This is a genomic window from Pseudomonas sp. THAF187a (assembly GCF_009363395.1).
In the GTDB taxonomy this organism is placed as follows: domain Bacteria; phylum Pseudomonadota; class Gammaproteobacteria; order Pseudomonadales; family Pseudomonadaceae; genus Aquipseudomonas; species Aquipseudomonas khazarica.
The window spans coordinates 3997207-4021570 of record NZ_CP045349.1 but is presented as its reverse complement, the minus strand read 5'-3'; the positions used below and the strand labels follow the sequence as shown (position 1 = coordinate 4021570).

Below are 24364 nucleotides of genomic sequence, written 5' to 3'. Positions count from 1 at the left end.
CATTCGGGCCTGCAGCGCGCGGCGGAGAATGCCAGAATGGCCGCCTCCAACGGCTTCCGACCTGTGCATGAAAATCCTCAGCCTGCGCCTCAAGAACCTCAACTCCCTGAAGGGGGAGTGGAAGATCGACTTCGCCGCCGAGCCCTTCGCCGACAGCGGCCTGTTCGCCATCACCGGGCCGACCGGTGCCGGCAAGACCACCTTGCTCGATGCCATCTGCCTCGCGCTCTATCACCGCACGCCGCGCATGAGCACGCTGTCGGCCAGCGGCAACGAGCTGATGACCCGGCACACCGCCGACTGCCTGGCCGAGGTCGAGTTCGAGGTCAGGGGGCAGGGCTACCGTGCGTTCTGGAGCCAGCGCCGAGCGCGGGACAAGGTCGACGGCGCGTTGCAGGCACCCAAGGTGGAGCTGGCGCGCATCGAGGGTGGCGAAATCCTCACCGACAAGATCCGCGAGAAGGAGAGCCTGACCGCCGAACTGACCGGCCTGGACTTCGAGCGCTTCACCAAATCCATGCTGCTGGCCCAGGGCGGTTTCGCCGCGTTCCTCGAGGCCAACGCCAACCAGCGTGCCGAACTGCTGGAAGAACTGACCGGCACCGAGGTCTACGGGCGGATTTCCCAGCAGGTCTACGAACGCACCAAGGCTGCCGAGCAGGCGCTGGGCCTGCTGAAAAGCCGCGCCCAGGGCATGGAACTGCTGGATGAAACGCGGCGCACGGAGCTGCAGGATGAAGCCGAGCGCCTGGCGCAGGAGCAGGCGCCGCTGCTCGCCGAGCAACAGGCGCTGCAAGGGCAGCAGCGCTGGCGAGAAGCCTTGCAGCGTGCCGAGCAGCAGGCCGCCGAGGCAGCACAAACCGTGCAACAGGCCCGGCAGCGCCAGGCGGACGCGGGTGATGAGCTGCAGCGCCTGGCCGCCAGCGAGCCGGCCTCGCGCCTGCTGCCCCTGCACCAGGCCTGGCAGCAGGCGCGGCAGGAGCGCGAGCAGGCCGAGCACGACCTGATCGCGCTGCGCGAACGGATGCAGGCCTGCACCGAACGTGAGCGGCTGGCGCTGTGGCAGGCCAGCCGTTATGCCGCGCACGGTTGTGCCCAGCGTCAGGCCGCGCTGACGCAGCTGCAGCAGCAGTATGCCGAGGTGCAGGCCTGGCTGGGCGAACGCAGACAGCATGCGCGTCTGGGCGAGCTGCTCAGCGGCTGGGACGAGCGCTTCACCCAGCGCTCCAGGGGCGAGCAGGGCGTGCAGGCGGCGCAGGCGCGGCTGAGCGAATCCGCCACGCAGCTCGCCGCGCTGCAGCGCCAGCGTGAGGCGCAGGGGGCGCGTCTGACCACGCTGCAACAGCAGCTGGAGCAGGCGCGCGCTGCCGAGGCGCAGCAGCAGGCCAGCGTGCAGGACCTGCTGGGCGCGGCGGGAGAGGCGGGGCTGTGGCAGGAGGTGCAGGGCCAGCAGGCGCGCAGCCGCGTGTTCGACCGCTTGCAGCAACTGGCGCAACGCCGTGAGGCGCTGGGCGGGCAACTCGCCGGGCTGCCGCCGCGCCTGGCCGAACTGCAGCGTCTGCAGAGGGACAAGAATGCCGAGATCGGCGCGCTGCGCGAGCGCTACAAGGCGCTCAAGCAGCAGTGCGCCGACAAGGAAAAGCTGCTGGAGCAGGAACAGCGCATCCACGACCTGGAGGCCCATCGCGCCCGCCTGCAGCCGGGCGAGGCCTGCCCGCTGTGCGGCTCGCATGAGCATCCGGCGATCGAGCAGTATCAGGCGCTGAATGTCTCCGCCACCGAACAGGCGCTGGCGCAGTGCCGCAGTGACCTGGGCGAACTGGAGAGCCAGGGGGCCAGCCTGCGTGATGAACTGACCCGCCTGGCCGCGCAGATCGAGCAGTTGCACGCGCAGCAGGCCGAGGCCCAGGCGCAGTTGCAGCCGCTGGATCAGCAATGGCAGCAGCAACTGAGCGAGCACGACATCCGCCTGCACGATGCCGCCGAGCTGGGCCCGATGCAACAGCAGCACGAGCAGGCGCTGGCGGCGCTGCAGGCGCGTCTGCAGAGCGTGCAACAGCAGCAGGCCGAACTGCAGCGTCTGCGCGAGCTGCGCGAGACGGCCGAGCGTGAGCAGAGCGAAGCACAGCGGCAGCAGGCCCTGCTCGAGCGCGATCTGGACAACACCCAGGCGCGTCTGGCCGAGCAACAGGCCGACCTGAACGATCTGCAGGCCGGGCAAGCACAGCAGACCGAGGCATTGCTGGCCAGCCTGGAGGGTTTCGCCAGCGAACTGCCGGCTGACGGCGAGGGCTGGTTGGCGCAGCAGAAGGCCGCCTGGCAGGCCTGGCGCGACACGCAGGCACGCGAGCAGCAGTTGCTCGAGCAGAAGCACGAGGCGCAGCGGCAGCTGGACGAGGACCAGGCACAGGCCGCGCAGTGGTTGCAGCGCTGGCAGGCCACTGGCGTGGCTGACCTGGCTGAGCCTGCACCCGTCAGCGATTCACGGCAGGCCTGGCGCGAGGCCGCCGAGCGCTTGGCCGCCGCGCAGCGTGAACGTGATGGCCTGGCCGGCAGCGAGCAGGCCCAGGTGGCGTTGCAGGCACGCCTGCAGGCGCGCCTGGATGACTGCCAGCAGGCCTGGCAGCAGGCGTTGGCCGGCAGCCCGTTCGCCGACCAGGCGGCGTTCGAAGCGGCGCTGCTGGGCGATGAGGAACGTCAGCGCCTGCTGCAGCTGAAGGCCGATCTGGAGCGCGCACACACCCAGGCGGCGACCTTGCAAGCGGCGGCGCAGGCCGAGGTACAGCGCCTCCAGGGCGAGGCGCAGAGCGCCCTGAGCCTGGCCGAGCTGGGCGAACAGATCCAGGCGCTGCAGGATCGCCTGCGTGCATTGAGCGAGCGCCAGGGTGAGGTGCGGGCCCAGCTTCAGGCCGACGCGGCACGGCGCAGCAGCCAGCAGGCGCTGTTCGCCGAAATCGCCGCACAGGAGGGCGAGCATGCCCTCTGGCAGCAACTCAACGGCCTGATCGGTTCGGCCGATGGCGCCAAGTTCCGCAAGTTCGCCCAGGGCCTGACCCTCGATCACCTGATCCACCTGGCGAACCGCCAGCTGACCCGCCTGCACGGCCGCTACCAGCTGGCGCGCAAGAGCAGCGGCGAGCTGGAGCTGGAGGTGCGTGACACCTGGCAGGCCGACGTGGCCCGTGATTGCCGCACGCTGTCCGGCGGCGAGAGTTTCCTGGTCAGCCTGGCCCTGGCCCTGGCGCTGTCCGATCTGGTCAGCCACAAGACCAGTATCGATTCGCTGTTCCTCGATGAAGGCTTCGGCACGCTGGATGGCGAGACCCTGGAGGTGGCGCTGGACGCCCTGGACAACCTCAACGCCAGCGGCAAGACCATCGGCGTGATCAGTCACGTCGAGGCGATGAAGGAGCGTATTCCCGTGCAGCTGCGGGTACACAAGGGCGTCGGCCTCGGCTACAGCCGGCTCGATGCGCGTTTCGCGGTGAAGGAAGGAGCGTAGCGATGTTGATGCGAGCGAAGGATTCCACCCTGCTGGTGATCGACCTGCAGGCACGGCTGTTGCCAGCCATCGACGCGGGCGCGGCGCTGGTCGAGCAGGCCACCTGGCTGGTGCGTGTGGCGCAGCGCCTCGACGTGCCGGTGATCGCCACCGAGCAGTACCCCAAGGGGCTGGGTGCAACCGACCCCGGCCTGCGCGAACTGCTGCCGGCGCACGGGCTGCGCGAGAAGATCCATTTTTCCGCCACGGCGGGCGCCGGGCTGTTCGACCTGCCGGGAGGCGAGCGCCGCCAGTTCGTGGTGTGCGGTGCGGAGACCCATGTCTGCGTGCTGCAGACGGTACTCGGCCTGCTGGCCGCCGGGCGCGAGGTGTTCGTGGTCGACGAGGCGGTGGGGTCGCGCCGCCCGCGTGACAAGGCATTGGGCCTGGCGCGCATGGAGCACGCCGGAGCGCTGATCGTCTCGCGCGAGATGGTCGCCTTCGAATGGCTGGAGCAGGCCGGCACCGAGCAGTTCCGCGAGATCAGCCGCACCTTCATTCGCTGACGCGCGCCTGCCTCCGCAGGCTGGGGTGGCCAACTGCGCCTATGCTTAGGCACGGGATCATCAGTCGGTCATTCGCCACGGCCTGCCTGCCGGGCGGTGATACGTTGGAGTGCGGTCATTGTTCAGAACGCTGCAGTGTTGCGTGTTGGGGTTGCTGCTGGGGGCCAGCGTTGCCGCCGAGTCAGCGCTACGGTTCTGCCATGAGGACCAGGATTCGTACCCCTGGGTCATGAGCGATGGCAGCGGCCTCAACAAGGAACTGCTCGATCTCGTCCAGCAGCAGCTCGGCCTGCAGTTCACCTATGTGGCGGTGCCCTGGAAGCGCTGCTTGGCCGGCTTGCAGCATGGGCTGTATGACGGCGCTTTCGCCGCCAGTTTCAAGCCCGAACGCCAGCGGATGGGTCGTTATCCCCTCGATGCGGAGGGCCGGCCGGATACCCTCAGGCGCCTGCATTCGTCGCGCTACACCCTCTATCGGCGCGCCGGCAGCGCGGTGTCCTGGGACGGCCGGCGCTTCAGCCATCTGAACGGCCGCGTGGGCTCGCTCAGCGGCTTCTCCATTCGCGACCTGCTGCTGGCCCATGGCCTGGAGGTGGACGAGTCCAGCCGTGACCCGCTGGCGCTGTTGCAGATGCTCGAGCATGGCCGTATCGAGGCCGCTGCCTTGCAGACCCAGCGCGGTGATTTCGTGCTGCAGGCCAATCCCCAGCTCGCGCAGTCGATCGAGAAGCTGCCGCAGCTGCTCGAGGAAAAACCCTACTACCTGATGCTGTCCAATGCGCTGCTGGCGCACGAGCCGGATCTGGCCGAACGGATCTGGGCCGAGGTGCAGCGCCAGCGTGAGTCGGCCGTCTACCAGGAGCGGAGAGCCGCCTACCTGGCGAAGCCCTAGGCTTTGTACGAAAAGTGCCTGCGCTCGGTGATGCTGCGTTGAAATCGCTCTCAGAATGCTCATTTACAGCACGTAAACTGCGCTTCTTCGAGCGATTTCGCCTGGCCTGACCTTCGCTCGACGACTTCTCGTACAGAGCCTAACGCCAGCGGTTCTGGCGCCAGGCCTCGCGCTGGGCGGCGTCCTTGAACGTCCAGGCCACCAGACGGCTCTGCTTCTGCCCCTGGGACATGCCGAGAATGCGCACTTCGCTGGCGCCGGCCCTGGCCAGCCAGCCCTGCAGCAGTTCCACGTTGCCGCCCTTGGACACCAGGCTGCTGAACCACAGCACCTGCTCGGCGACCTGCGCGCTCTCGCTGGCCATGCGCTTGAGGAACGCCGCCTCGCCACCGGGGCACCACAGTTCGGCAGCCTGGCCGCCGAAGTTGAGCACCGGCAGCTTGCGTTTCGGGTCGAGCTTGCCGAGGTTGCGCCATTTGCGCGTGCTGCCACGGGTGGCGTCCTCGGCTCTGGCGTGGAAGGGTGGGTTGCACAGGGTCAGGTCGATGCGCTCGTCCGCTTGCAGCAGGCCGACAAAGACATGCGCCGCATCGCTTTGCTGGCGCAGCTCGATGGCACCCTGCAGCGCGCGGTTGGCCTGCACGATGGCGCGTGCCGAGGCCAGTGCCGCCGGCGCGATATCGGCGCCGATGAAGTGCCAGCCGTATTCGCAGTGGCCGATCAGCGGGTAAATGGCGTTGGCGCCGACGCCGACGTCCAGCGCCTGAATCACCGCGCCACGGGGAATCTGCCCCGCGTTGTCGGTCGCCAGCAGGTCGGCGAGGTTGTGCAGGTAGTCGGCGCGGCCGGGAATCGGCGGGCACAGGTAACCATCGGGAATGTCCCAGTGGCGGATGCCGTAGTACTGCGCCAGCAGCGCACGGTTGAAGACCTTCACCGCCTGCGGATTGGCGAAGTCGATGCTCGGCTTGCCATGGGGGTTGCTGATGACGAACTGGCCGAGTTCCGGGCTGGCCTTGATCAGCGCCGGGAAGTCGTAATGTCCCTGGTGGCGATTGCGCGGATGCAGTTCGCCCTTGCTCGGCGCCGTCTTCACGGCGGCGGGGGCGGGCTTGCGTGGGCGTTTCGGTGGCTGTGGCATGGACGAGCTTCGGGCAGGCGGGCGGCGATTTTCCCACAGTCGGGCTGGCCGTGCAGCCGGGGCATCGCCTGGTGGCATCCGCAGGGCGCCTCTGGAAACCCGGACGAGGCGGTCAGCACCAGGCAGGAACGAGCGAAGAACGCTCGGAGTCGCGCCCGACTTCACCTGCGCTGAATGAGCCGTTCGGGCGCAGCAGTTTCCAGCGCTCGCCTACAGCGGGAAGATCAGCGGCACCAGCCCCACGCTGACGATCATCACCAGCAGGGTGAAGGGCACGCCGATGCGCACGAAATCGCCGAAGCGGTATTGCCCGGGGCCCAGTACCAGGGTGTTCACCGGTGAGGAGATCGGCGTCATGAACGCGGCCGAGGCGGCCAGGGCCACGGTCATGGCGAACGGCAGGGGCGAGGCATCGAGCGCCTGCGCGGTGGCGATCGCCACGGGCGCCATCAGCACCGCCGTGGCGGTATTGGAGATGAACAGGCCGATGACGGCGGTCAGCACGAACAGGCTGGCCAGGATCAGGCGCGGCCCGGCATCGCCCAGGCCACCCACCAGCCCCTGTACTGCCAGTTCGACGCCACCGGTCTGTTGCAGCGCCTGGGCGAAGGGCAGCATGCCGACGATGAGGATCAGCGTCGGCCAGTGGATCGCGCGGTAGGCACTGTCCAGATCGATGCAGCGAAACGCCCCGAGCAGCAGGCAGGCAATCAGCGCGGCCTGCACGTTGGGCACCAGGCCGCTGACCATCAGCAGCACCATCACCGCCAGGCTGAGCAGGGCATAGGGCGCCTTGCGCGCCGCCGGTGCCACCTCGGCGACCTCGGCTGGCAGGCTGAGCACCAGAAAATCGCGGCTCAGCCCCTGCAGGCGGTGGATATCGCGCCAGGCGCCCGCCACCAGCAGGGTATCGGAGGCCTTGAGCTTCTCGTCGACCAGCAGCCCCTCCAGGGCGCCACCCTGGCGACGCAGGCCGACCACGTTGAGCTTGTGCCGCGAGCGAAAGCCCAGCTCCTGGATGGTCTTGCCCGGTAGCTGCGACTCCGGCGGCAGCGCCACCTCGGCCAGGCCCAGCTCATGCGCGTGCAGGCTGAAGTACGAGTGCGGCAGCGGCATGGGCTCCAGGCCGAGGGCCTGGTAGCTGCCAAGCAGGCCGATGGCGGGGCTGGCGATATCCACCAGCAACACATCGCCGGGCTCCAGCAGGGTGTTGCCGCTGGCCATCAGCAGCAGGGTACGCAGGCGTTGCCGGCGCTCGATGGCGATGACGTTGATGCCGTGCTCGCGGCGCAGTTGCAGTTCGTTGAGCACCTGGTTGGCCAGCGGCGAGTCCGCCCGTACACGCAGGCGCCGCTCGCGCTCGCCGAGGCGATAGCGCTCGGCCAGGTCGGCCAGGGTCAGGCGCGGCGGTTCGGCATTGCCGCCGGCCTCGGTGCGCACCAGCCAGCGACGGGCCAGCAGCATGTAGCCGATGCCGAGCAGGAGGATGGCCAGGCCGATCGGGGTGAAGGTGAAGAAGTCGAAGCCCGCGAGGCCGGCGCGTCGCAGTTCGGCGTGCACCACCAGGTTCGGCGGCGTCGCCACCAGGGTCAGCATGCCGCTGATCAGCCCGGCGAAGGCCAGCGGCATCATCAGGCGCCCCGGCGCCAGGCGCAGGCGAGCGGCGACGCCGAGTACCACGGGAATGAAGATGGCGACCACGCCGGTGGAACTCATCACCGAACCGAGGCCGGCCACGGCCAGCATCAGCAGGATCAGCAGGCGCGTCTCGCTGCTGCCGGCCCTGGCCACCAGCCAGTCACCGAGGCGATAGGCGATGCCGGTACGCACCAGGCCGTCGCCGATGACGAACAGCGCGGCGATGAGGATCACGTTGGCATCGCTGAAGCCGGCCAGGGTCTGCTGCAGGTCGAGTACACCGGTAAGCGGCAGGGCGACCAGCACCAGCAGGGCGACCACGTCCATGCGTGGCTTGCCGATGACGAACAGGGAAATGGCGCCGGCCAGCAGGCCAAGCACCCAGAGAAGATCGGGATTCATCGCAGCTCCAGAAAGCACGGAGCGATTGTTTCAGGGATAACCGAGCGTGGTCTTGATCTGCTGCAGGTTGCCGGCGATCCAGCGCTTGTCGATCGGCCCCCAGTCGCGGATCAGGTACTGCCCGGCATTGTTGCGTTCGCCCTGGCCCTGGGCGAACTGGCAGTCGATGTCCAGTTCGACCAGCGCCGAGAGGGTGTCCTGCGCCGTGCGTCGCGGCATGCCGGTGGCCTCCATCAGCGCCGGCACGCTGGTCGCGGCGCCGCTGTCGATCAGCCAGGCGACGTAGAGGCGGCGGTAGAAACTGGTCTTGGTCTTGCTCACGTCCATGCGCTGGGTGTCCACGTCGGGCCGGGATTGATCGGGGGACTATATCAGCGTGGCGCTGCTCGTGGCACAGAGGGTGGCAGGTGGATTCCTCATGGGAATGCACTGGATGATAAATATGAATTTTTATTATTGCCCGGCGACAGCGGCTTCGGCCCGGCGCAGCGGTTCTTCTCCAGTCTGTTCTGGGGCGCCTGGATCACTTCGCGGCGTGCCGATTAGCGTGTGGCGCTCTGCTCCAGCAGCCAGGCCTGGAACAGCGCCAGCGCAGGTGGTGACTCGGCGTTGGGGCGGGTGACCAGCACGTAGCGCTCGGCCAGTTCTGCCAGCACCGGCCAGGGCGCGCTGAGGCGCCCATCGGCCAGGTCCTGCTCGACATAGCGGCGCGGCACCAGGGCCATGCCGATGCCCGCCTTGGCGGCCTCGATGAGCAGGGCATAGCGGTCGTACACCGGGCCCTGGTCCGTGTGGGCCAGTGCCAAGGCGCTCAGCTCGGCATAGCGTGCCCAGCCGAAGGGGCTCTCGTGCTTGTGCAGCAGCGGCATCTGCCTGGCCGGCCGGGCCGCCAGCTGCGGGTGGCAGACGGCGATCAGCGGTTCCTCGAACAGGGCCTGGACCTGCATCCCCGGCCAGTCGAGGTGGGCATGATGGATCGCCGCGTGCAACTCGCTGTCCGCCAGGGAAAACGGCTGCGTGCGCTCGCGCAGGTTGATCTGGATATCCGGGTGCAACTGGCGAAAGTGCACCAGGCGCGGGATCAGCCAGCGGCTGGCCAGCGTCGGCAGGACACCGATCTCCAGGGCACTGTCGGCGCTGGCGCGCTGGGTCAGTTGCCGGGTGTGGCGCTCGATGTCGGCCAGCAGCGTGCGCATCTGCGTGGCGTAGCCGGCACCGGCAGTGGACAGCTCGACGCGGTTGCCGACGCGGTGGAACAGGCGCACGCCGAGGAAGTCTTCCAGCTTGGCGATCTGCCGGCTGATCGCGCCTTCGCTCAGCGACAGCTCCTGGGCGGCGCGGGCGAAGCTCTGGTGGCGAGCGGCGGCTTCCAGGGCCAGTAGTGCGGCGGTGCTGGGTAGGCGTCTGCTCATTCTGGCCGTCCGTGTGCGAGGCGCGACAGGATGACGCATGTGCAAGCTGCCTTGCAAAAAAATCGGTAACGCCCGCGCCCAGGCCTGCCTAGCATGTCGCCGGGTTGCCACCGTTGCTGGTGGCGCTGTCATCGACGGAGTGAAGGAGCGTGTCGTGCTGAAGACGAGTGATCGGGTGTTGCTGGGCAGTGGTGTACTGATTCCTTGCTGGCTGTTGCTCGGCGTGGCGCTGACGGCGCTGGCCTACCCCGGCTACAGCCACCTGCAGCAGGCCATGAGCGAGCTGGGCGCGCAGGGGGCACCGACCCATGGTTTTTCCGCCTGGGTCAACAACCTGCCGCTGGGGCTGCTGTTCATTCTCTTCGGCCTGGGCGTGGCGCGCCGCTTTCCTGGTTCGAAGCTGGCATTGCTCAGTGCGCTGATGATCGGCCTGCATGGCCTGGGCAGCCTGGGCACCGGCTATTTCGCCTGCGACCAGGGCTGTGCGCCAGCGCAACCGTCGCTGTCGCAGCAGTTGCACAACCTGGCGGGGCTGCTGATGTTTGTCTCGCTGACGCTGGCCTGCGCCCTGTGGATCGTGCTGGCACGGCGGCTGTTGCAGTCGCCCGGGCTGGCGCTGTTCTCGGCATTGTGCCTGGTGCTGGCGATCGTCACGGTGTGGCTGATGGCCACGGCGGTTGCCAGTGGCCAGCTGTTCGGCCTGTACCAGCGCCTGAACTACGGGATATCGGTGCTCTGGGTCGCGGCGCTGGCATTGCAGGTACTGCGTGCCAGCGCGGGACGCACCGCTCAGCCGAGCACGGCGGCGAGCGCCATGTAGGTGGCCGCGCCGGCCAGGTAGCCGATGAAGGCCAGGCCGCTGATCTTCTTCAGGTACCAGATGAAGTTGATCTTCTCCATGCCCATGGCTGCCACACCGGCGGCGGAGCCGATGATCAGGCAGCTGCCGCCGGTGCCGGCGCAGTAGGCGAGCATTTCCCAGAAGTTGCCGTTGACCACGAAGTTGCTCAGCCACGGCAGCTCCTCGGCGGCGGCGGTGGCGAGCATCTCCGGGCTGACCAGCGGGTACATCTTCATCGCCCCGGCGACCATCGGCACGTTGTCCACGACGGCCGACAGGATGCCGATGGAGATGGCGATGCTGTAGACGTTGCCGAGACCGTCCTTGAGCAGGGTGGCGACCTGGATCAGGTGGCCGGCACTGGACAGCGCGGAGACCGCCAGGAGGATGCCGAGGAAGAACAGCACGCTGGTGATGTCGATCCGACGCAGGACGCCGACCACGGACAGCGGGTCCTTCTCTTCGCTGTTCTTGCTGCGGTGGATGATCTCGGTGGTGATCCACAGCAGGCTGAGGCCGAAGAGGATGCCCATGTACGGCGGCAGGTGAGTGATGGTCTTGAAGATCGGCACGAAGATCAGCGCGCCGAGGCCCAGGCCGAAGACCAGATTGCGCTCGAACGGCGTGGTCGGGTCGCGGCGGCTCTCGGCGCTTTCCTTGATGCGCGGCTCGGAGACTTCGCCCTTGAGGACGAAGCTCATGATCAGCAGCGGAGCCAGCAGGCAGACCAGGCTGGGCAGGAACAGCTTGGCGATGATGCCGGTGGCGGTGACCTGGTCACCGATCCACAGCATGGTGGTGGTGACGTCGCCGATCGGCGACCAGGCGCCCCCGGCGTTGGCCGCGATGACCACGATGCCGGCGTAGAACCAGCGCTCGTGCCGGTCGGCGATCAGCTTGCGCAGCAGCGAGATCATCACGATGGTGGTGGCCAGGTTGTCCAGGGCGGCGGAGAGGAAGAAGGTGATCAGCCCCACCAGCCACAGCAGGTGGACACGCTTGGTGGTGCGGATGCGGTCGGTGATGACCTTGAAGCCTTCGTGGGCGTCGATCAGCTCGACGATGGTCATCGCCCCCATCAGGAAGAACAGGATCTCGGAAATTTCCCCCAGGTGATGGCGCAGCTCTTCGACGACGTGATGGGTGTTGGTGCTGGAGCCGGCGGTGCCGGTGCCGAGCAGCGGCAGGATGCTGTCCGCGCCGAGGACCAGGAGGGTCCAGGCGATCACGGCGGTGAGCAGGGCGGAGGCTGCCTTGTCGATCTTTAACGGGTGCTCGAGTGCGATGCACAGGTAACCGAGGACGAATACGAGGGCCATCAACGCATACATGGAGGGTCCGCCTGTTTTCTTCTGTTGATATTGAAGGTCGGTAGGCGGGGGAAGATGCCTGAAACAACTTGCAAAAGGAAAGGACTTAATGCCGCAGCGGCGCTGCGAGGGCGATCCATGCCGCTCGCGCGCAGGTAGTCAGGCGTTATTGCAGCGCAGCGGTGCGGCGTGGCGGCAGCAGGTAGGCCAGGGCGATGGCCAGCACCGGCATGATCAGGTTGAAGAAACAGTACGGCAGGTAGCTCAGAGTGGCCACACCGAGCGTGGCGGCCATGTAGGCACCGCAGGTGTTCCAGGGCACCAGCACCGAGGTCAGGGTGCCGCCGTCTTCCAGGGCGCGGGACAGGCTGGTTGGCGGCAGGTCGCGGGCCTCGTACTCGGCGCGGTACATGCGCCCCGGCAGCACCAGGGCGATGTACTGGTCGGCGGTGATGAGGTTGGTGCCGATGGTGGTGGTGATGGTGCTGGCGACCAGGCCGCTGTCGCTGCGCACCAGGCGCAGGGCGCTCTGCAGCAGGCGCTGCAACAGGCCGAGGCGCTCGAGCACGCCACCGAAGCACATGGCGCAGATGATCAGCCACACCGTGGTGAGCATGCTGGCCATGCCACCCTTGGACAGCAGACCATCGAGTTCGGCATTGCCGCTGGCCGACTCGTAGCCGGCGAACAGCGCGTTCCAGACCGTCTTCAACGGCGCCAGGGCCCCGGCCGAGGGATCGGCCAGGCGCGCCATCACGTCGGGCTGAAAGGCGATGGCGAACAGCGCACCGACCAGCGCGGCGAGGAACACGGCAGGAAAGGCCGCCCACTGACGCACCGCGAGCAGCAGCAGGAAGGCCACCGGCAGCAGCAGGTGCCAGCCCAGGCGGAACTGGGCTTCCAGCGCGGCGAGGACCTCGCTGATGCGCCCCGTGTCGTGTTCGGCGCTGGCCTGCTGGCCGAGGGTGAAGAAGATCGCCAGGGCAATCAGCAGCGCCGGCACTGTGGTACGCAGCATGTTGCGGATATGCGCGAACAGGTCGGCGCCGGCGGCGGCTGGCGCCAGGTTGGTGGTGTCGGACAGCGGCGACAACTTGTCGCCGAAGTAGGCGCCGGAGATGATCGCCCCGGCGGTGATCGCCGGGTCCAGGCCGAGGCCGGCCGCCACACCCATCAGACCGATGCCGAGGGTGCCGGCCACCGTCCATGAGCTGCCGATGGACAGCGCGGTGAGCGCGCAGATCAGGCAACTGGTGACGTAGAAGTACTCGGCGCTGATCAGCTTCAGGCCGAACCAGATCATGGTCGGCACGGTGCCGGCGAGAATCCAGGTACCGATCAGCGCGCCGACGGCCAGCAGGATCAGGTTGGCCTTCATGGCCATGTGAATGCCAGCGAGTATGCCTTCCTCGATCTCGCTCCAGCGCAGGCCGTTCTTCAGCCCGACCAGGCCGGCGACGAAGGCGGCGCTCATCAGGGCGATCTGGTTCGGGCCGCTGGAGGAACCGTCACCGAACAGGTAGACGGAGAGGCTGAGGAGAACGACGAGCACGCCGATAGGCAGCAGTGCATCGAGCAGGGAAGGGGAACGGGCTGTCATGGGTATACCGGAAAATCAGATGAACCTTGGGGCGGGCTGGTGGCCGCGACTGCGCTGTCAGGGCTCGTGGCGGTGACTGCATGGAGGCAGGCGCTGGCGCGCAGCGGGATGTCAGGGCCGAAAGCCCCTCCTGGAAAAAACAGGCCCGCGCCGGTTAGGGCGCGGGCCTGTGGGTGTCGCCGGGGGATCAGAGTGCGGCGATCTTGCCGCGCTGCTCGACCATCTTGGCCAGGGCCTGCTCGGCCTCGGCCAGTTTGGCGCGCTCCTTCTCCAGCACTTCGGCAGGGGCCTTGGCGACGAAGCCTTCGTTGCTCAGCTTGCCGCCGACACGCTTGACCTCGCCTTCCAGGCGGCCGATCTCCTTGTCCAGGCGCGCCAGTTCGGCGTCCTTGTCGATCAGCCCGGCCATCGGCACCAGCACTTCCATCTCGCCGACCAGGGTGGTGGCGGACATCGGCGCTTCTTCACCGGCAGCCAGCACGCGTACCGATTCCAGCTTGGCCAGCTTGTTCAGCAGCGGCTCGAAATCGGCCAGGCGGCGCTGATCCTCGGCGCTGGCGTTGGCCACGATGATGTCGATGCGCTTGGCCATGGAGATCTTCATCTCGCCACGGATCTGGCGCACGCCGAGCATCAGCTGCTTGACCCACTCGATATCGCCTTCGGCGGCGGCGTTGATGCGGGTCTCGTTGGCCACCGGCCACGGCTGCAGCATCAGGGTGTCGCCCTGCACAGCGGCCTGGCCCTTGATGCGCTGCCAGATTTCTTCGGTGATGAACGGCATGAACGGGTGAGCCAGGCGCAGGATGACTTCCAGCACGCGCACCAGGGTGCGGCGGGTGCCGCGCTGACGCTCGAGCGGCGCGTTCTCGTCCCACAGCACCGGCTTGACCAGCTCCAGGTACCAGGCGCAGTACTGGTCCCAGACGAACTCGTAGAGCGCCTGGGTGGCCAGGTCGAAGCGGAAGGCATCGAGCTGGCGGGTGACTTCGGCTTCGGTGCGCTGCAGCTGGCTGATGATCCAGCGGTCGACCGAGGACAGTTCGACCTCTTCGCCATTCACGCCAGTGTCCTGGCCATCGGTGTTCTCGATGACGAAGTTGGCGGCGTTCCACAGCTTGTTGCAGAAGTTGCGGTAGCCCTCGACGCGGCCCATGTCGAACTTCACGTCGCGGCCGGTGGTGGCCAGCGAGCAGAAGGTGAAGCGCAGGGCGTCGGTGCCGTAGCTGGCGATGCCTTCGGGGAACTCGGCCCTGGTCTGCTTGGCGATCTTCTCGGCCAGCTTGGGCTGCATCATGCCGCTGGTGCGTTTTTCCAGCAGCTCGTCGAGGGTGATGCCATCGACGATGTCCAGCGGGTCGAGCACGTTGCCCTTGGACTTGGACATCTTCTGCCCCTGGCCGTCGCGCACCAGGCCGTGCACGTAGACGGTCTTGAACGGAATCTGCCCGGTGAGGTGGGTCGACAGCATGATCATCCGGGCGACCCAGAAGAAGATGATGTCGAAGCCGGTGACCAGCACGTCGGTGGGGTGGAAGGTCTTGAGGAAGTCGGTCTGCTCGGGCCAGCCGAGGGTGGAGAAGGTCCACAGGCCGGAGCTGAACCAGGTGTCCAGCACGTCTTCGTCCTGGCGCAGGGTGGCGCCTTCGAGGTTGTACTTGGCGCGTACTTCCGCCTCGTCGCGACCGACGTAGACGTTGCCGGCTTCGTCGTACCAGGCCGGGATGCGGTGGCCCCACCACAGCTGACGGCTGATGCACCAGTCCTGGATGTCACGCATCCAGCTGAAGTACATGTTCTCGTACTGCTTGGGCACGAACTGGATCTCGCCACTCTCGACCACGGCGATGGCTTGTTCCGCCAGCGGCTTGGTGGAGACGTACCACTGGTCGGTCAGCCACGGCTCGATGACGGTGCCGGAGCGGTCGCCCTTCGGTACTTTCAGCGCGTGGTCTTCGATCTTCTCCAGCAGGCCGGCCGCCTCGAAGGCTGCGACGATCTGCTTGCGCGCCTCGAAGCGGTCGAGGCCGGCGAACTGCGCCGGAATGCCCGCGTCGACCTGTTCGTTGACGCTGCCGTCGAGGTTGAACACCTGGGCGGTGGCCAGCACGGCAGCGTTCTTGTCGAAGATGTTGATCAGCGGCAGGTTGTGGCGTTTGCCCACTTCATAGTCGTTGAAGTCGTGCGCCGGGGTGATTTTCACGCAGCCGGTACCGAACTCGGGGTCGCAGTAGTCGTCGGCGATGATCGGGATGCGGCGGCCTACCAGCGGCAGATCGACATAGCTGCCGATCAGTGCCTTGTAGCGTTCGTCTTCCGGGTGCACGGCCACGGCGCTGTCGCCGAGCATGGTTTCCGGACGGGTGGTGGCGACGATCAGGTAGTCATTGCCTTCGGCGGTCTTCTTGCCGTCGGCCAGCGGGTAGCGCAGGTTCCACAGCGAGCCTTTCTCGTCGTGGTTTTCCACTTCCAGGTCGGAGATGGCGGTGTGGAACTTGGTGTCCCAGTTGACCAGACGCTTGCCACGGTAGATCAGGCCATCGTCGTGCAGGCGGACGAAGGCTTCCTTGACCGCTTCGGACAGGCCGTCGTCCATGGTGAAGCGCTCGCGCGACCAGTCGACCGACGAGCCCAGGCGGCGAATCTGCCGGGTGATGGTGCCGCCGGACTGGTTCTTCCACTCCCAGACCTTCTCCAGGAACTTCTCGCGGCCCAGGTCGTGGCGGCCGATGCCATCGGCGGCCAGCTGGCGCTCCACCACCATCTGGGTGGCGATACCGGCGTGGTCGGTGCCCGGCTGCCACAGGGTGTTGCGGCCCTGCATGCGGCGGAAGCGGATCAGCGCATCCATGATGGCGTTGTTGAAGCCGTGCCCCATGTGCAGGCTGCCGGTGACGTTCGGCGGCGGGATCATGATGGTGTACGGCTCACCGCTACCTTGTGGGGCGAAGTAGTCGTTCTGCTCCCAGGTCTGGTACCAGTTGGATTCGATGGCGTGCGGCTGGTAGGTCTTGTCCATGCGCGGCGGGACCCTTGTGACGGCTGATCGGAAAAGCCGACAAGTATAACGGGGATCAAGCGGGCGGCGTAAGGGCGGCGCGTCGGTCGACGCAACGCTGCAGTCGCAGGGCCGGGGAACCCGCCAGCCGGCAGCCTGGCGGGTAGCGCCCGCCCGGCATGGGGCGCGTCAGGGTTTGCGCGGGGGCAGCAGGCGCGGCAGGCGGGCTTCCAGGCGACGCTTGAGTTCGGCTTCGATCTGCGGCACGAAGTCGTCGATCACATCCTGCAGAATCAGTTGCGCTGCGGCGCGCAGCTCGCCATTGAGGTGCTGCAGGTCGCGGGCGCTGTCGTGCAGGCGCGGCTCCAGGCGTTCGCGTATCGGGCTGGGCGCCGCTTCGCTGGGCGTCGCCGGCTGCGCTGCCGGTTTCGCCTGGGCGGCCGGCGTGGCGTGGAACGGCGGAGGCGGGCCGGGCGGGGCGCTGACGATGTCGGACAGCACGGGGATGCTGTCCGGATCGAGCGAGTCGATCAGCAGCGGTGGCTCGTGGCTGTCATCACCCAGGAGCTCGCGGATCGACTCCAGATCATGCAGCAACTGAACGGGTTTTTGCGGAGGCTTGGGGGTGTCCATGACGGTCAGCGCAGCGATAGGAAAAGGCAGTGTGACAAAGGGTGTGAGCGTTGCCGGACCCTAAAGTTCGACACGTTGCGGATCATACCCGCGCTGGCGGTAGGCGCGGAAATTCTCGCGACAGGCGTTCAGCAGTTCCGGTTGCTGGTTGACGATCTCGATGATGCGGGCAAAGCGCTCGACATGCGGCGACAGGCTGCTGCCGAGGTTGATCAGCACGCCCTGCTCGGCGCTGGGGACCTCGTCGGTGCCCAGTACCACAGGCGACAGCGGCGCATCGCGGTGCAGGTCGTGGGGCACGAAGCGCTCGGCCTTGAACTGCCAGAGCAGGTCATCGAGCTCGCCACACTGCGCCTCGTCGCTGCCGCGCAGGAACACCGGCAGGCCGGCGTTCCAGGCCTTCAGTGCCAGCTGGCAGGCGGCCCGCAGGCGCCCGGGGGCGTCGCTGGAGGAAAGGACGTAGAACTCGATTCTGGGCATGATTTCTTCGGCGGTGATAAAGGGCAGACGTAGCCCGGATGCAATCCGGGACAGCTGTATGTCCGCGGATTGCATCCGGGCTACGGAGTGGCATCAGGCCTTGGCGCGATCCAGCAGGTACTGGGTCAGCATCGGGACCGGTCGGCCGGTGCCGCCCTTGTCCTTGCCGCCACTGATCCAGGCGGTGCCGGCGATATCCAGGTGCGCCCAGTGGAAGTTCTTGGCGAAGCGCGACAGGAAGCAGCCGGCAGTGATGGTGCCGGCCTTCGGCCCGCCAATGTTGGCGATGTCGGCGAACGGGCTGTCGAGCTGTTCCTGGTACTCGTCGTGCAGCGGCAGCTGCCAGGCGCGGTCGTCGGCGCTTTCGCCGGCCTTGAGGATCTGCCTGATCAGGGCGTCGTTGTTGCCCATCAGGCCGGAGACGTTGCTGCCCAGGGCGACGATGCAGGCGCCGGTGAGGGTGGCGATGTCGATCACCGCCTGCGGCTTGAAGCGCTCGGCGTAGGTCAGGGTATCGCACAGCACCAGGCGGCCTTCCGCGTCGGTGTTGAGGATTTCCACGGTCTGCCCGCTCATGGTGGTGACGATGTCGCCAGGGCGGGTGGCGCGGCCGCTGGGCATGTTCTCGGCGCAGGCCAGCAGGCACACCAGGTTGATCGGCAGCTGCAGTTCCAACACGGCTTTCAGGGTGCCGAACACACTGGCGGCGCCGCACATGTCGTACTTCATCTCATCCATGCCGGCGGCCGGTTTGATGCTGATGCCGCCGGTGTCGAAGGTGATGCCCTTGCCGACCAGGGCAAAGGGTTTCTCGTCCTTCTTGCCGCCCTGGTAGTGCATGACGATCATCCGCGGCGGCTGCTCGCTGCCCTGGGCCACGGCGAGGAAGGCGCCGGCGCCGAGTTCCTTGAGCTTCTTCTCGTCGAGGATTTCCACCTTGAGGTTCTTGTACGCCTTGCCCAGGGCCTTGGCCTCTTCGGCCAGGTAGCTGGGGTGGCAGAGGTTCGGCGGCAGGTTGCCCAGGTCCTTGGTGAAGGCCACGCCGGCGGCGATGGCGCGGGCGTGCTGCAGGGCGCGCTCGGCATCGGCCAGCTCGGCCTTGTCGACGGCCAGGGTGACTTTCTTCAGTGCGCGAGGATCGGCTTTCTTGCTCTTGAACTGCTCGAACAGGTAGCTGCCGTCGGCCAGGGTTTCCACGATCAGGCGCGCCTTGCCGTAGGCATCACGGCCCTTGACCTTGAGTTCGCCGAGGGCGAGCAGGGCGTCGCTGCCGCCCAGGCCCTTGAGTACGCCGTGCACGCTGGCAATCAGTTTGCGCAGCTGACGGTCGGACAGATCGCCCTTGCCGCAGCCCACCAGCAGCACGCGCTCGGCCTTGAGGCCCGGCAGGCTGTGCAGCAGCAGGGTCTGCCCCGGTTTGCCGGTGATGTCGCCACGCTTGAGCACGGCGCTCAGTGCGCCTTTGCTGGCCAGGTCCACCGCCTTGGCGGTTTCACTCAGTTTGCGGCCTTCGCCGATGGCGACGACCAGGGTAGCGGTCTTCAGGGTTTCCGGGCGTGTACTTTTGACGAGGAATTCCATAATGAGCTGTCCCCAAGACAAAGAGTCAGGTTTGACGGATAATGTCCGCCATTTTTCGAGGGCTCACCCTGCGGTGGGCCGGCAAGTAGGTGCGGCTAGTTTGAGCGCTCGCGCCTGAGCCTGACAACCCTGGAGCGTCCGGTTTGATCGTCTTCCGTTATCTATCCCGCGAAGTGCTGGTAACTCTCAGTGCGGTAAGTGCCGTACTGCTGGTGATCATCATGAGTGGTCGTTTCATCAAATACCTGGCCCAGGCAGCGCAGGGGGTTCTCGACCCCGGCGTGCTGTTCATGATCATGGGCTACCGGATACCAGGCTTCCTCCAGCTGATTCTGCCGCTGGGCCTGTTCCTCGGTTTTCTGCTGGCTTACGGTCGCCTGTACCTGGACAGCGAGATGACGGTGCTGTCCGCCACCGGTGTCAGCCAGCAGCGTCTGACGGCCTACAGCCTGGCGCCGGCCCTGATCGTCGCCCTGCTGGTGGGCTGGCTCAGCCTCGGCCTGGCGCCGCAAGGCGTTGCCGGCGTGGCGCGCATTCTCAACCAGCAGGACGCCCTGACCGAACTCGACACCCTGGTGCCGGGGCGCTTCCAGTCGATCCGCGACGGCTCGCGGGTGACCTATTCGCAGGAACTCTCCGCCGACCGCAGCGAGCTGCGTGGTGTGTTCATGTCGGAGAAGCGCTTCTCCACCGACGGCACCTCCGAGCGCGGCATCACCGTGCTGGTCGCCGAGAGCGGGCGCCAGGAAATCCAGGGCGATGGCAGCCGCTACCTGATTCTGGAGAACGGCTACCGCTACGACGGCGAACCGGGTGAGGCCGACTACCGCGCCATCCAGTACGACACCTACGGCGTGCTGCTGCCCAAGCCCGAGGTCGCCATCGAGGCCAACGAACGTGAGGCGATTCCGACCCGCGATCTGTTCGGCAGCGACGACCCGGTGCTGCAGGCCGAGCTGCAGTGGCGCCTGTCCCTGCCGCTGCTGGTGTTCGTGGTCACCCTGCTGGCCGTGCCGCTGTCGAAGGTCAACCCGCGCCAGGGGCGCTTTCTCAAGCTGCTGCCGGCGATCTTCCTCTATATGGCGTACCTGGGGCTGCTGATCGCCGCCCGTGGCGCGCTGGACAAGGGCCGCCTGCCAACGGGGCTCGGGCTGTGGTGGGTGCATGGCATCTTCCTGGCCATCGGTTTGTTGTTGCTGTACTGGGAGCGTCTGAGTCTGTGGTGGGCCAGCCGTCGTGCGGCGGTGTCGGAGGTGGCCCATGGCTAAGCTGGATCGTTACATCGGGGCGCAGGTATTCATCGCCATTCTCGCGGTGCTGGGCATCATTCTCGGCCTCGCGCTGCTGTTCGCCTTCATCGATGAGCTGGGTGACCTGAACAAGGGCGACTACGGTCTCGGCCAGGCTCTCTGGTACGTGCTGCTGACCGCGCCGCGCCGCGCCTACGAGATGCTGCCGATGGCCGCGCTGATCGGCTGCCTGATCGGCCTCGGCACGCTGGCCAGCAACAGCGAACTGACCATCATGCGTGCCGCTGGCGTGTCCATCGGGCGCATCGTCTGGGCCGTGATGAAGCCCATGCTGGCACTGATGCTGGTCGGCATTCTGATCGGCGAGTACGTTGCGCCGCTCACCGAGAACCAGGCCCAGGCCGATCGTGCCCTGGCCCAGGGCGGCGGCGCTGCGCAGAGTTCCAAGCGCGGCATGTGGCATCGCCAGGGGCAGGAGTACGTGCACATCAATGCCGTGCAGCCCAATGGTGTCCTGCTCGGGGTGACCCGTTATCGCTTCGATGATGAGCGTCGGTTGCTGTCGGCCAGCTTCGCCCGTCGCGCCGAGTATCGCGACAGCCACTGGATGCTGCGCAACGTGCAGACCACTCTGCTGCACGAAGACCGCTCCGAAGTGGTCAAGCAGGACCAGGAGCGCTGGGATATCGAGCTCAATCCGGAACTGCTGAACACCGTGGTGATGCAGCCCGAGTCGCTGTCGGTCACCGGCCTGTGGCAGTACATCCACTACCTGGCGGAGCAGGGCCTGAACAACGCGCGTTACTGGCTGGCCTTCTGGACCAAGCTGCTGCAGCCGCTGGTGACCGGGGCGCTGGTGCTGATGGCCATCTCGTTCATCTTCGGCCCGCTGCGTTCGGTGACCCTGGGTCAGCGCGTGTTCACCGGTGTGCTGGTAGGGTTCGTGTTCCGCATCGCCCAGGACCTGCTCGGCCCATCCAGCCTGGTGTTCGGCTTCTCGCCGTTGCTGGCGGTGCTGGTGCCTGCCGGTGTCTGTGCGTTGGCCGGCGTCTGGTTGTTGCGGCGCGCAGGCTGAGTCAGATCCACAAAAAAGCCGGTTCATTGAACCGGCTTTTTCATGTCTGCCATTGGTTATTTCTTGTGGACGTTCTTGGGTAGCTGCACGACGCGGCTGCCCGAATAGATGTCGTGCCAGGTACGGCCCTGCTTGTCCCACAGCAGCCAGAGAAAGCCGAGCCCGGCGAACAGCCAGGAGCCGATCGCGACCACGAAGCGCAGCAGGGCCTGCCACAGGTCGATGGCACTGCCATCGGCATTCTGGATGCGCAGGCCCCAGGCCTGCATGCCCAGGGTCTGGCCATTGTGGGTCCAGAACTTGGCGAAGAAGGCGAACAGCGACAGCAGTGCCAGGCTGGCGAGCACCGGGTCATGGTCCAGTGCGCCGGCTTCGGCCATGGCTCTCAGCGTATCGCCGCCGTGGATCATGCGCAGGATGCCCTGCTGGTAGGCCAGGGTCACGACCATGACCAGGGCGACGCAAAGCAGGAAGTCGTAGAAGATGGCCGCCAGGCGACGAATCAGCCCGGCAGTGGGGAAGTCTCCCTGCGGGCGTAGCGTGTGTTTCGGCATGATGGGCTCGCTGTGACGAAAGTGCGCGCCATTCTAACCGCGAGCGGGCGGAGGGGATAAAAAAGCGTCTCGCTGATCTGTTACCTGGCGCTGCAGGGCGTGGGCCCGAACGACAGGCATAAAAAACCCCTGATGAAGATCAGGGGTTTTTCAAAGCTGCGGCAATCAGCCCAGGATCTGAACCTGGTCGGCCTGCATGCCTTTTTGACCTTGCACAGCGACGAAGCTGACTTTCTGGCCTTCTTTCAGGCTCTTGAAGCCGTTGCCTTCGATCGCGCGGAAGTGCACGAACAGATCCGGACCGCTCTCGGGAGTGATAAAACCAAAACCTTTCTCGTCGTTAAACCACTTGACGGTACCGTTCTGACGATTCGACATGTCTTTTTCCTTGAAACTAGAGTTGATGACAGCCTCCGAGTATAGAGGGCTGAGACTGGTTGCAAGGAGTAATAGAAGTCGAGCGGGATGTAGCGGATCTAGATGATCTGCTGCACCAGAGTCACGATTCACAGCGACCCATGCAAACAGTTCGATCACTCTACGCTAACTTTTGCGCAATTGCCAACCCCTGCCAGGTACGTCGCCAGCCAGGTTTTACGGGGCCTGCCGAGGCGCTGGGAAAGTGCAGCGACAGCAGGATTGCAACAATTGCATGGATTGTTCGTGCAGAAATGAAAAAGCCCGCAAGACCAATGTCTTGCGGGCCATGTCGTGGTGCCCGGGGGAGACTCGAAGTTTGCGCTGTAAGGCTTGCCCCTATGGTGCAAGCTTGTTTTGGCTGATGAGGATGCCCCTAAATCTGCCCCTAAAACGAAAAGTGCCATCAGGTTGGAGTTGACTCTGCCGCGCGGGTGATTGCCCCGGTGGTCTACTACTGTTGATCGCAGCATTTTCATCAGGAGGTTGGCATGGCGAAGCGTGAGCTCATCAAAATCAGCGAGTTTCAGCGCCGGCGCTGGGGCGAGAACGGCACCCCTCCATGCAGCCAGGCAATTCGTAACTACATCAGGAACGGTACCATCCCAGGGGAGCAGATCGGGAAGTTGTGGTATGTGGACTGGATCGCCTACCAGGCAGGGAGTCGTAACGAACTTGTGGCGATGGTGCTGCGGGATGTGGAGAGGATGTAGGTCTGGATTATGGAGCCTGAAATCATCCATGTGCCGGAGCTGGCAAAGCTCTTAGGGCGCACTGAGTCATCTATCAGGAGCGCAATCCAGTCGCGCCCCAATTGGCTACCGCCGTTCTTCAAGCAGGGAGCGCGCATCTGCTGGCGCTTGGAGAGCGTTCGGACGTTTCTCCGCGAATATGAGGCCGGCGAACACCAAGCGCTGAAGACGGGCCGGCCGCGACTTCGGTAACAGCTCATGATCTAGCACCTACCCGATCCACCTTGCGCATTTGGTTCTGGCTACATGGGCGGCAAATGTACAAGGCGTACAGGCCCCTAGTACAGACGTAGCTCAGGCCCTGCGCGGCTTGCGGCAGATCATGGCGTGACGTGTGGTGGAGCATTGGAAGGTCGAAAAACTGTCGACTACCGCGCGGCTCAACGCCTTCCCCGTGGGGGCGGGGGTAGGCCAGGGCCCCCGCCTACCTGTCGCCGACGGGGTTGGTCGGAATGCCCGGCGCTGTGTCGTCGTTCGGCCTACCTGGGCGCGGGCCAGGTTGGTGTATGCCCGCGGCCCTGGGCACCGGCCGGTGCGGCCTGATGGGTAACAACAACACAACAACCAACCCCCTAAAAATTCTCATACATAGCGCGGCGCCGGGGCCCGAATTACCCTCGAGGCGCCCCCGTCCGGGAGGACCCAAAGCAGGGGGGCGAGGTGCTAAAGGTGATTCTGAGTAACGTTTAGATGCGAGGGAACCAAGGGAACCGGGGGAACCTCCAGCAATGGCGAGGCTTTCAGAGGTTCCCCCTAGAGTGGTTGAGGGGGAACTGAGGGAACCGGATGAGCCGCGGCCACCCTTCAGCGCTTTCTAGGTTGCATCCGATCAAGCCGGAGCTGAGGCCCCGGCTTGGTGGGCTGCCGAGCAGGGCCCCCGCCTAGGCGCTCGAGCAACGGTGCACGCAACACCTTGGGCCGGCCGTCTCCGCCGACTAGATAAGGGATCTGTTGAGCATCGAGCCAACGGGCTTGCGCCGAAGGCTTTCGGTAGCCAGTGAGGTCGGCGACCTCTTCAGGTGTGAGTAGCATCATCTCTTTGCTCTGTGGGGTGGGGCCAAAAGGCGGGAGCATCCCATCATTTGTGTTCCTTCACCCTCTCCACATAGAAATTCAAGAATCAGCGGAAACGCCCGCCATTACTGGTCTGCGCTCTTTACGCAGAAGTGCAGGAGCAGGGCATTCGAGGTTTCGGGGAGGTTTCCCCCATAACCCGCCACATGCCGGGTTCATCCTGGAGTTGAGGGTGACCCCCAGTGGGGGGATGAGCTCGGATTTCCTCAAAGTGAGGAAATCCCACGTTCACCCCGACGATGGCGCAGATTTGCGCCATGCACGAGA

21 protein-coding genes are annotated in these 24364 nt (G+C 66.0%); 8 read left to right on the top strand and 13 right to left on the bottom strand.

Annotated elements, in window-relative coordinates; all coding sequences use genetic code 11:
- Positions 1–67: 67 nt before the first annotated feature.
- From FIV02_RS18680 to FIV02_RS18670, 3 genes are all read left to right on the top strand, one after another.
- Complete coding sequence (locus FIV02_RS18680) at positions 68–3502, top strand: AAA family ATPase (protein WP_152489461.1); 3435 nt, start codon at positions 68–70, stop codon at positions 3500–3502.
- A 2-nt stretch (positions 3503–3504) separates the two neighbouring features.
- Positions 3505–4047, top strand: coding sequence for a hydrolase (locus tag FIV02_RS18675; RefSeq protein WP_152489460.1), 543 nt, complete (start codon positions 3505–3507; stop codon positions 4045–4047).
- A gap of 118 nt (positions 4048–4165) precedes the next feature.
- On the top strand, positions 4166–4939 hold the full coding sequence (locus tag FIV02_RS18670) for an ABC transporter substrate-binding protein (protein ID WP_172979178.1): 774 nt from the start codon (positions 4166–4168) through the stop codon (positions 4937–4939).
- Between the two features lie 139 nt (positions 4940–5078).
- On the opposite strand, the gene rlmF is transcribed toward FIV02_RS18670, so the two are convergent.
- The 4 genes from rlmF to FIV02_RS18645 all read right to left on the bottom strand — a co-directional run bounded on the left by rlmF (position 5079) and on the right by FIV02_RS18645 (position 9532).
- Positions 5079–6080, bottom strand: coding sequence for a 23S rRNA (adenine(1618)-N(6))-methyltransferase RlmF (gene rlmF, locus FIV02_RS18660; RefSeq protein ID WP_152489459.1), 1002 nt, complete (start codon positions 6078–6080; stop codon positions 5079–5081).
- A 210-nt stretch (positions 6081–6290) separates the two neighbouring features.
- Positions 6291–8120: an SLC13 family permease gene (locus tag FIV02_RS18655; protein WP_037049653.1), complete on the bottom strand. Its 1830-nt coding sequence runs from the start codon at positions 8118–8120 to the stop codon at positions 6291–6293.
- Between the two features lie 30 nt (positions 8121–8150).
- Positions 8151–8447: a helix-turn-helix domain-containing protein gene (locus tag FIV02_RS18650; RefSeq protein ID WP_047590726.1), complete on the bottom strand. Its 297-nt coding sequence runs from the start codon at positions 8445–8447 to the stop codon at positions 8151–8153.
- A gap of 215 nt (positions 8448–8662) precedes the next feature.
- Positions 8663–9532: a LysR substrate-binding domain-containing protein gene (locus tag FIV02_RS18645; protein WP_152489458.1), complete on the bottom strand. Its 870-nt coding sequence runs from the start codon at positions 9530–9532 to the stop codon at positions 8663–8665.
- A gap of 157 nt (positions 9533–9689) precedes the next feature.
- On the opposite strand from FIV02_RS18645, the gene FIV02_RS18640 reads away from it, so the two are divergent.
- The gene (locus FIV02_RS18640) at positions 9690–10352 is read left to right on the top strand and encodes a DUF998 domain-containing protein (RefSeq protein ID WP_152490143.1); all 663 of its coding nucleotides are present in this window, start codon (positions 9690–9692) and stop codon (positions 10350–10352) included.
- Here the strand turns inward: FIV02_RS18640 and nhaD are convergent.
- The 6 genes from nhaD to FIV02_RS18610 form a co-directional block, all read right to left on the bottom strand.
- Entirely contained in the window at positions 10322–11704 is a 1383-nt protein-coding gene (gene nhaD / locus FIV02_RS18635) for a sodium:proton antiporter NhaD (RefSeq protein ID WP_037049647.1), read from the bottom strand. The genes FIV02_RS18640 and nhaD overlap by 31 nt on opposite strands.
- A 145-nt stretch (positions 11705–11849) precedes the next feature.
- Complete coding sequence (nhaC, locus tag FIV02_RS18630) at positions 11850–13283, bottom strand: Na+/H+ antiporter NhaC (protein ID WP_152489457.1); 1434 nt, start codon at positions 13281–13283, stop codon at positions 11850–11852.
- Positions 13284–13470: 187 nt separating this feature from the next.
- On the bottom strand, positions 13471–16302 hold the full coding sequence (locus tag FIV02_RS18625; protein WP_152489456.1) for a valine--tRNA ligase: 2832 nt from the start codon (positions 16300–16302) through the stop codon (positions 13471–13473).
- Positions 16303–16470: 168 nt separating this feature from the next.
- A complete protein-coding gene (locus FIV02_RS18620; protein ID WP_134676974.1) occupies positions 16471–16914 on the bottom strand; it encodes a DNA polymerase III subunit chi in 444 nt (147 codons plus the stop codon).
- Positions 16915–16974: 60 nt separating this feature from the next.
- On the bottom strand, positions 16975–17394 hold the full coding sequence (locus FIV02_RS18615; protein WP_152489455.1) for a DNA polymerase III subunit chi: 420 nt from the start codon (positions 17392–17394) through the stop codon (positions 16975–16977).
- 93 nt (positions 17395–17487) lie between these two features.
- The gene (locus FIV02_RS18610) at positions 17488–18975 is read right to left on the bottom strand and encodes a leucyl aminopeptidase (RefSeq protein ID WP_152489454.1); all 1488 of its coding nucleotides are present in this window, start codon (positions 18973–18975) and stop codon (positions 17488–17490) included.
- A gap of 143 nt (positions 18976–19118) precedes the next feature.
- On the opposite strand from FIV02_RS18610, the gene lptF reads away from it, so the two are divergent.
- Together lptF and lptG are read left to right on the top strand one after the other, a co-directional pair.
- Positions 19119–20243 (top strand): LPS export ABC transporter permease LptF, encoded by a 1125-nt coding sequence (gene lptF / locus FIV02_RS18605; protein WP_152489453.1) that lies wholly within the window; start codon positions 19119–19121, stop codon positions 20241–20243.
- Positions 20236–21300 carry an LPS export ABC transporter permease LptG gene (lptG, locus tag FIV02_RS18600; RefSeq protein WP_134676976.1) on the top strand — a complete coding sequence of 355 codons (1065 nt, stop codon included), beginning with the start codon at positions 20236–20238 and terminating at the stop codon, positions 21298–21300. Before lptF ends, lptG begins: the two co-directional genes overlap by 8 nt.
- A 56-nt stretch (positions 21301–21356) precedes the next feature.
- Here the strand turns inward: lptG and FIV02_RS18595 are convergent, their stop codons facing one another.
- Both FIV02_RS18595 and FIV02_RS18590 read right to left on the bottom strand, forming a co-directional pair.
- Positions 21357–21854, bottom strand: a complete 498-nt coding sequence (locus FIV02_RS18595; protein WP_037049632.1) for an RDD family protein — start codon at positions 21852–21854, stop codon at positions 21357–21359.
- A gap of 165 nt (positions 21855–22019) precedes the next feature.
- Positions 22020–22232 carry a cold-shock protein gene (locus tag FIV02_RS18590; RefSeq protein ID WP_003298189.1) on the bottom strand — a complete coding sequence of 71 codons (213 nt, stop codon included), beginning with the start codon at positions 22230–22232 and terminating at the stop codon, positions 22020–22022.
- A 530-nt stretch (positions 22233–22762) separates the two neighbouring features.
- Between FIV02_RS18590 and FIV02_RS18585 the strand changes: the two genes are divergently transcribed.
- The gene (locus FIV02_RS18585; RefSeq protein WP_152489452.1) at positions 22763–22984 is read left to right on the top strand and encodes a hypothetical protein; all 222 of its coding nucleotides are present in this window, start codon (positions 22763–22765) and stop codon (positions 22982–22984) included.
- Positions 22985–22993: 9 nt separating this feature from the next.
- A complete protein-coding gene (locus FIV02_RS25050) occupies positions 22994–23215 on the top strand; it encodes a hypothetical protein (protein WP_152489451.1) in 222 nt (73 codons plus the stop codon).
- 612 nt (positions 23216–23827) lie between these two features.
- On the opposite strand, the gene FIV02_RS18575 is transcribed toward FIV02_RS25050, so the two are convergent.
- Complete coding sequence (locus FIV02_RS18575) at positions 23828–24055, bottom strand: DUF4224 domain-containing protein (RefSeq protein WP_152490142.1); 228 nt, start codon at positions 24053–24055, stop codon at positions 23828–23830.
- Positions 24056–24364: the final 309 nt, after the last annotated feature.

What these genes read in the sequence shown, in the direction of transcription:
- FIV02_RS18650 (WP_047590726.1), bottom strand. Translation starts at nt 8,447, where the DNA reads ATGGACGTGAGCAAGACCAAGACCAGTTTCTACCGCCGCCTCTACGTC.
- FIV02_RS25050 (WP_152489451.1), top strand. Translation starts at nt 22,994, where the DNA reads ATGGAGCCTGAAATCATCCATGTGCCGGAGCTGGCAAAGCTCTTAGGG.
- FIV02_RS18645 (WP_152489458.1), bottom strand. Translation starts at nt 9,532, where the DNA reads ATGAGCAGACGCCTACCCAGCACCGCCGCACTACTGGCCCTGGAAGCC.
- FIV02_RS18625 (WP_152489456.1), bottom strand. Translation starts at nt 16,302, where the DNA reads ATGGACAAGACCTACCAGCCGCACGCCATCGAATCCAACTGGTACCAG.
- lptG (WP_134676976.1), top strand. Translation starts at nt 20,236, where the DNA reads ATGGCTAAGCTGGATCGTTACATCGGGGCGCAGGTATTCATCGCCATT.
- rlmF (WP_152489459.1), bottom strand. Translation starts at nt 6,080, where the DNA reads ATGCCACAGCCACCGAAACGCCCACGCAAGCCCGCCCCCGCCGCCGTG.
- FIV02_RS18675 (WP_152489460.1), top strand. Translation starts at nt 3,505, where the DNA reads ATGTTGATGCGAGCGAAGGATTCCACCCTGCTGGTGATCGACCTGCAG.
- FIV02_RS18615 (WP_152489455.1), bottom strand. Translation starts at nt 17,394, where the DNA reads ATGCCCAGAATCGAGTTCTACGTCCTTTCCTCCAGCGACGCCCCCGGG.
- FIV02_RS18655 (WP_037049653.1), bottom strand. Translation starts at nt 8,120, where the DNA reads ATGAATCCCGATCTTCTCTGGGTGCTTGGCCTGCTGGCCGGCGCCATT.
- FIV02_RS18585 (WP_152489452.1), top strand. Translation starts at nt 22,763, where the DNA reads ATGGCGAAGCGTGAGCTCATCAAAATCAGCGAGTTTCAGCGCCGGCGC.
- FIV02_RS18610 (WP_152489454.1), bottom strand. Translation starts at nt 18,975, where the DNA reads ATGGAATTCCTCGTCAAAAGTACACGCCCGGAAACCCTGAAGACCGCT.
- FIV02_RS18575 (WP_152490142.1), bottom strand. Translation starts at nt 24,055, where the DNA reads ATGCTACTCACACCTGAAGAGGTCGCCGACCTCACTGGCTACCGAAAG.
- FIV02_RS18620 (WP_134676974.1), bottom strand. Translation starts at nt 16,914, where the DNA reads ATGGACACCCCCAAGCCTCCGCAAAAACCCGTTCAGTTGCTGCATGAT.
- FIV02_RS18590 (WP_003298189.1), bottom strand. Translation starts at nt 22,232, where the DNA reads ATGTCGAATCGTCAGAACGGTACCGTCAAGTGGTTTAACGACGAGAAA.
- nhaD (WP_037049647.1), bottom strand. Translation starts at nt 11,704, where the DNA reads ATGTATGCGTTGATGGCCCTCGTATTCGTCCTCGGTTACCTGTGCATC.
- FIV02_RS18595 (WP_037049632.1), bottom strand. Translation starts at nt 21,854, where the DNA reads ATGCCGAAACACACGCTACGCCCGCAGGGAGACTTCCCCACTGCCGGG.
- FIV02_RS18680 (WP_152489461.1), top strand. Translation starts at nt 68, where the DNA reads ATGAAAATCCTCAGCCTGCGCCTCAAGAACCTCAACTCCCTGAAGGGG.
- nhaC (WP_152489457.1), bottom strand. Translation starts at nt 13,283, where the DNA reads ATGACAGCCCGTTCCCCTTCCCTGCTCGATGCACTGCTGCCTATCGGC.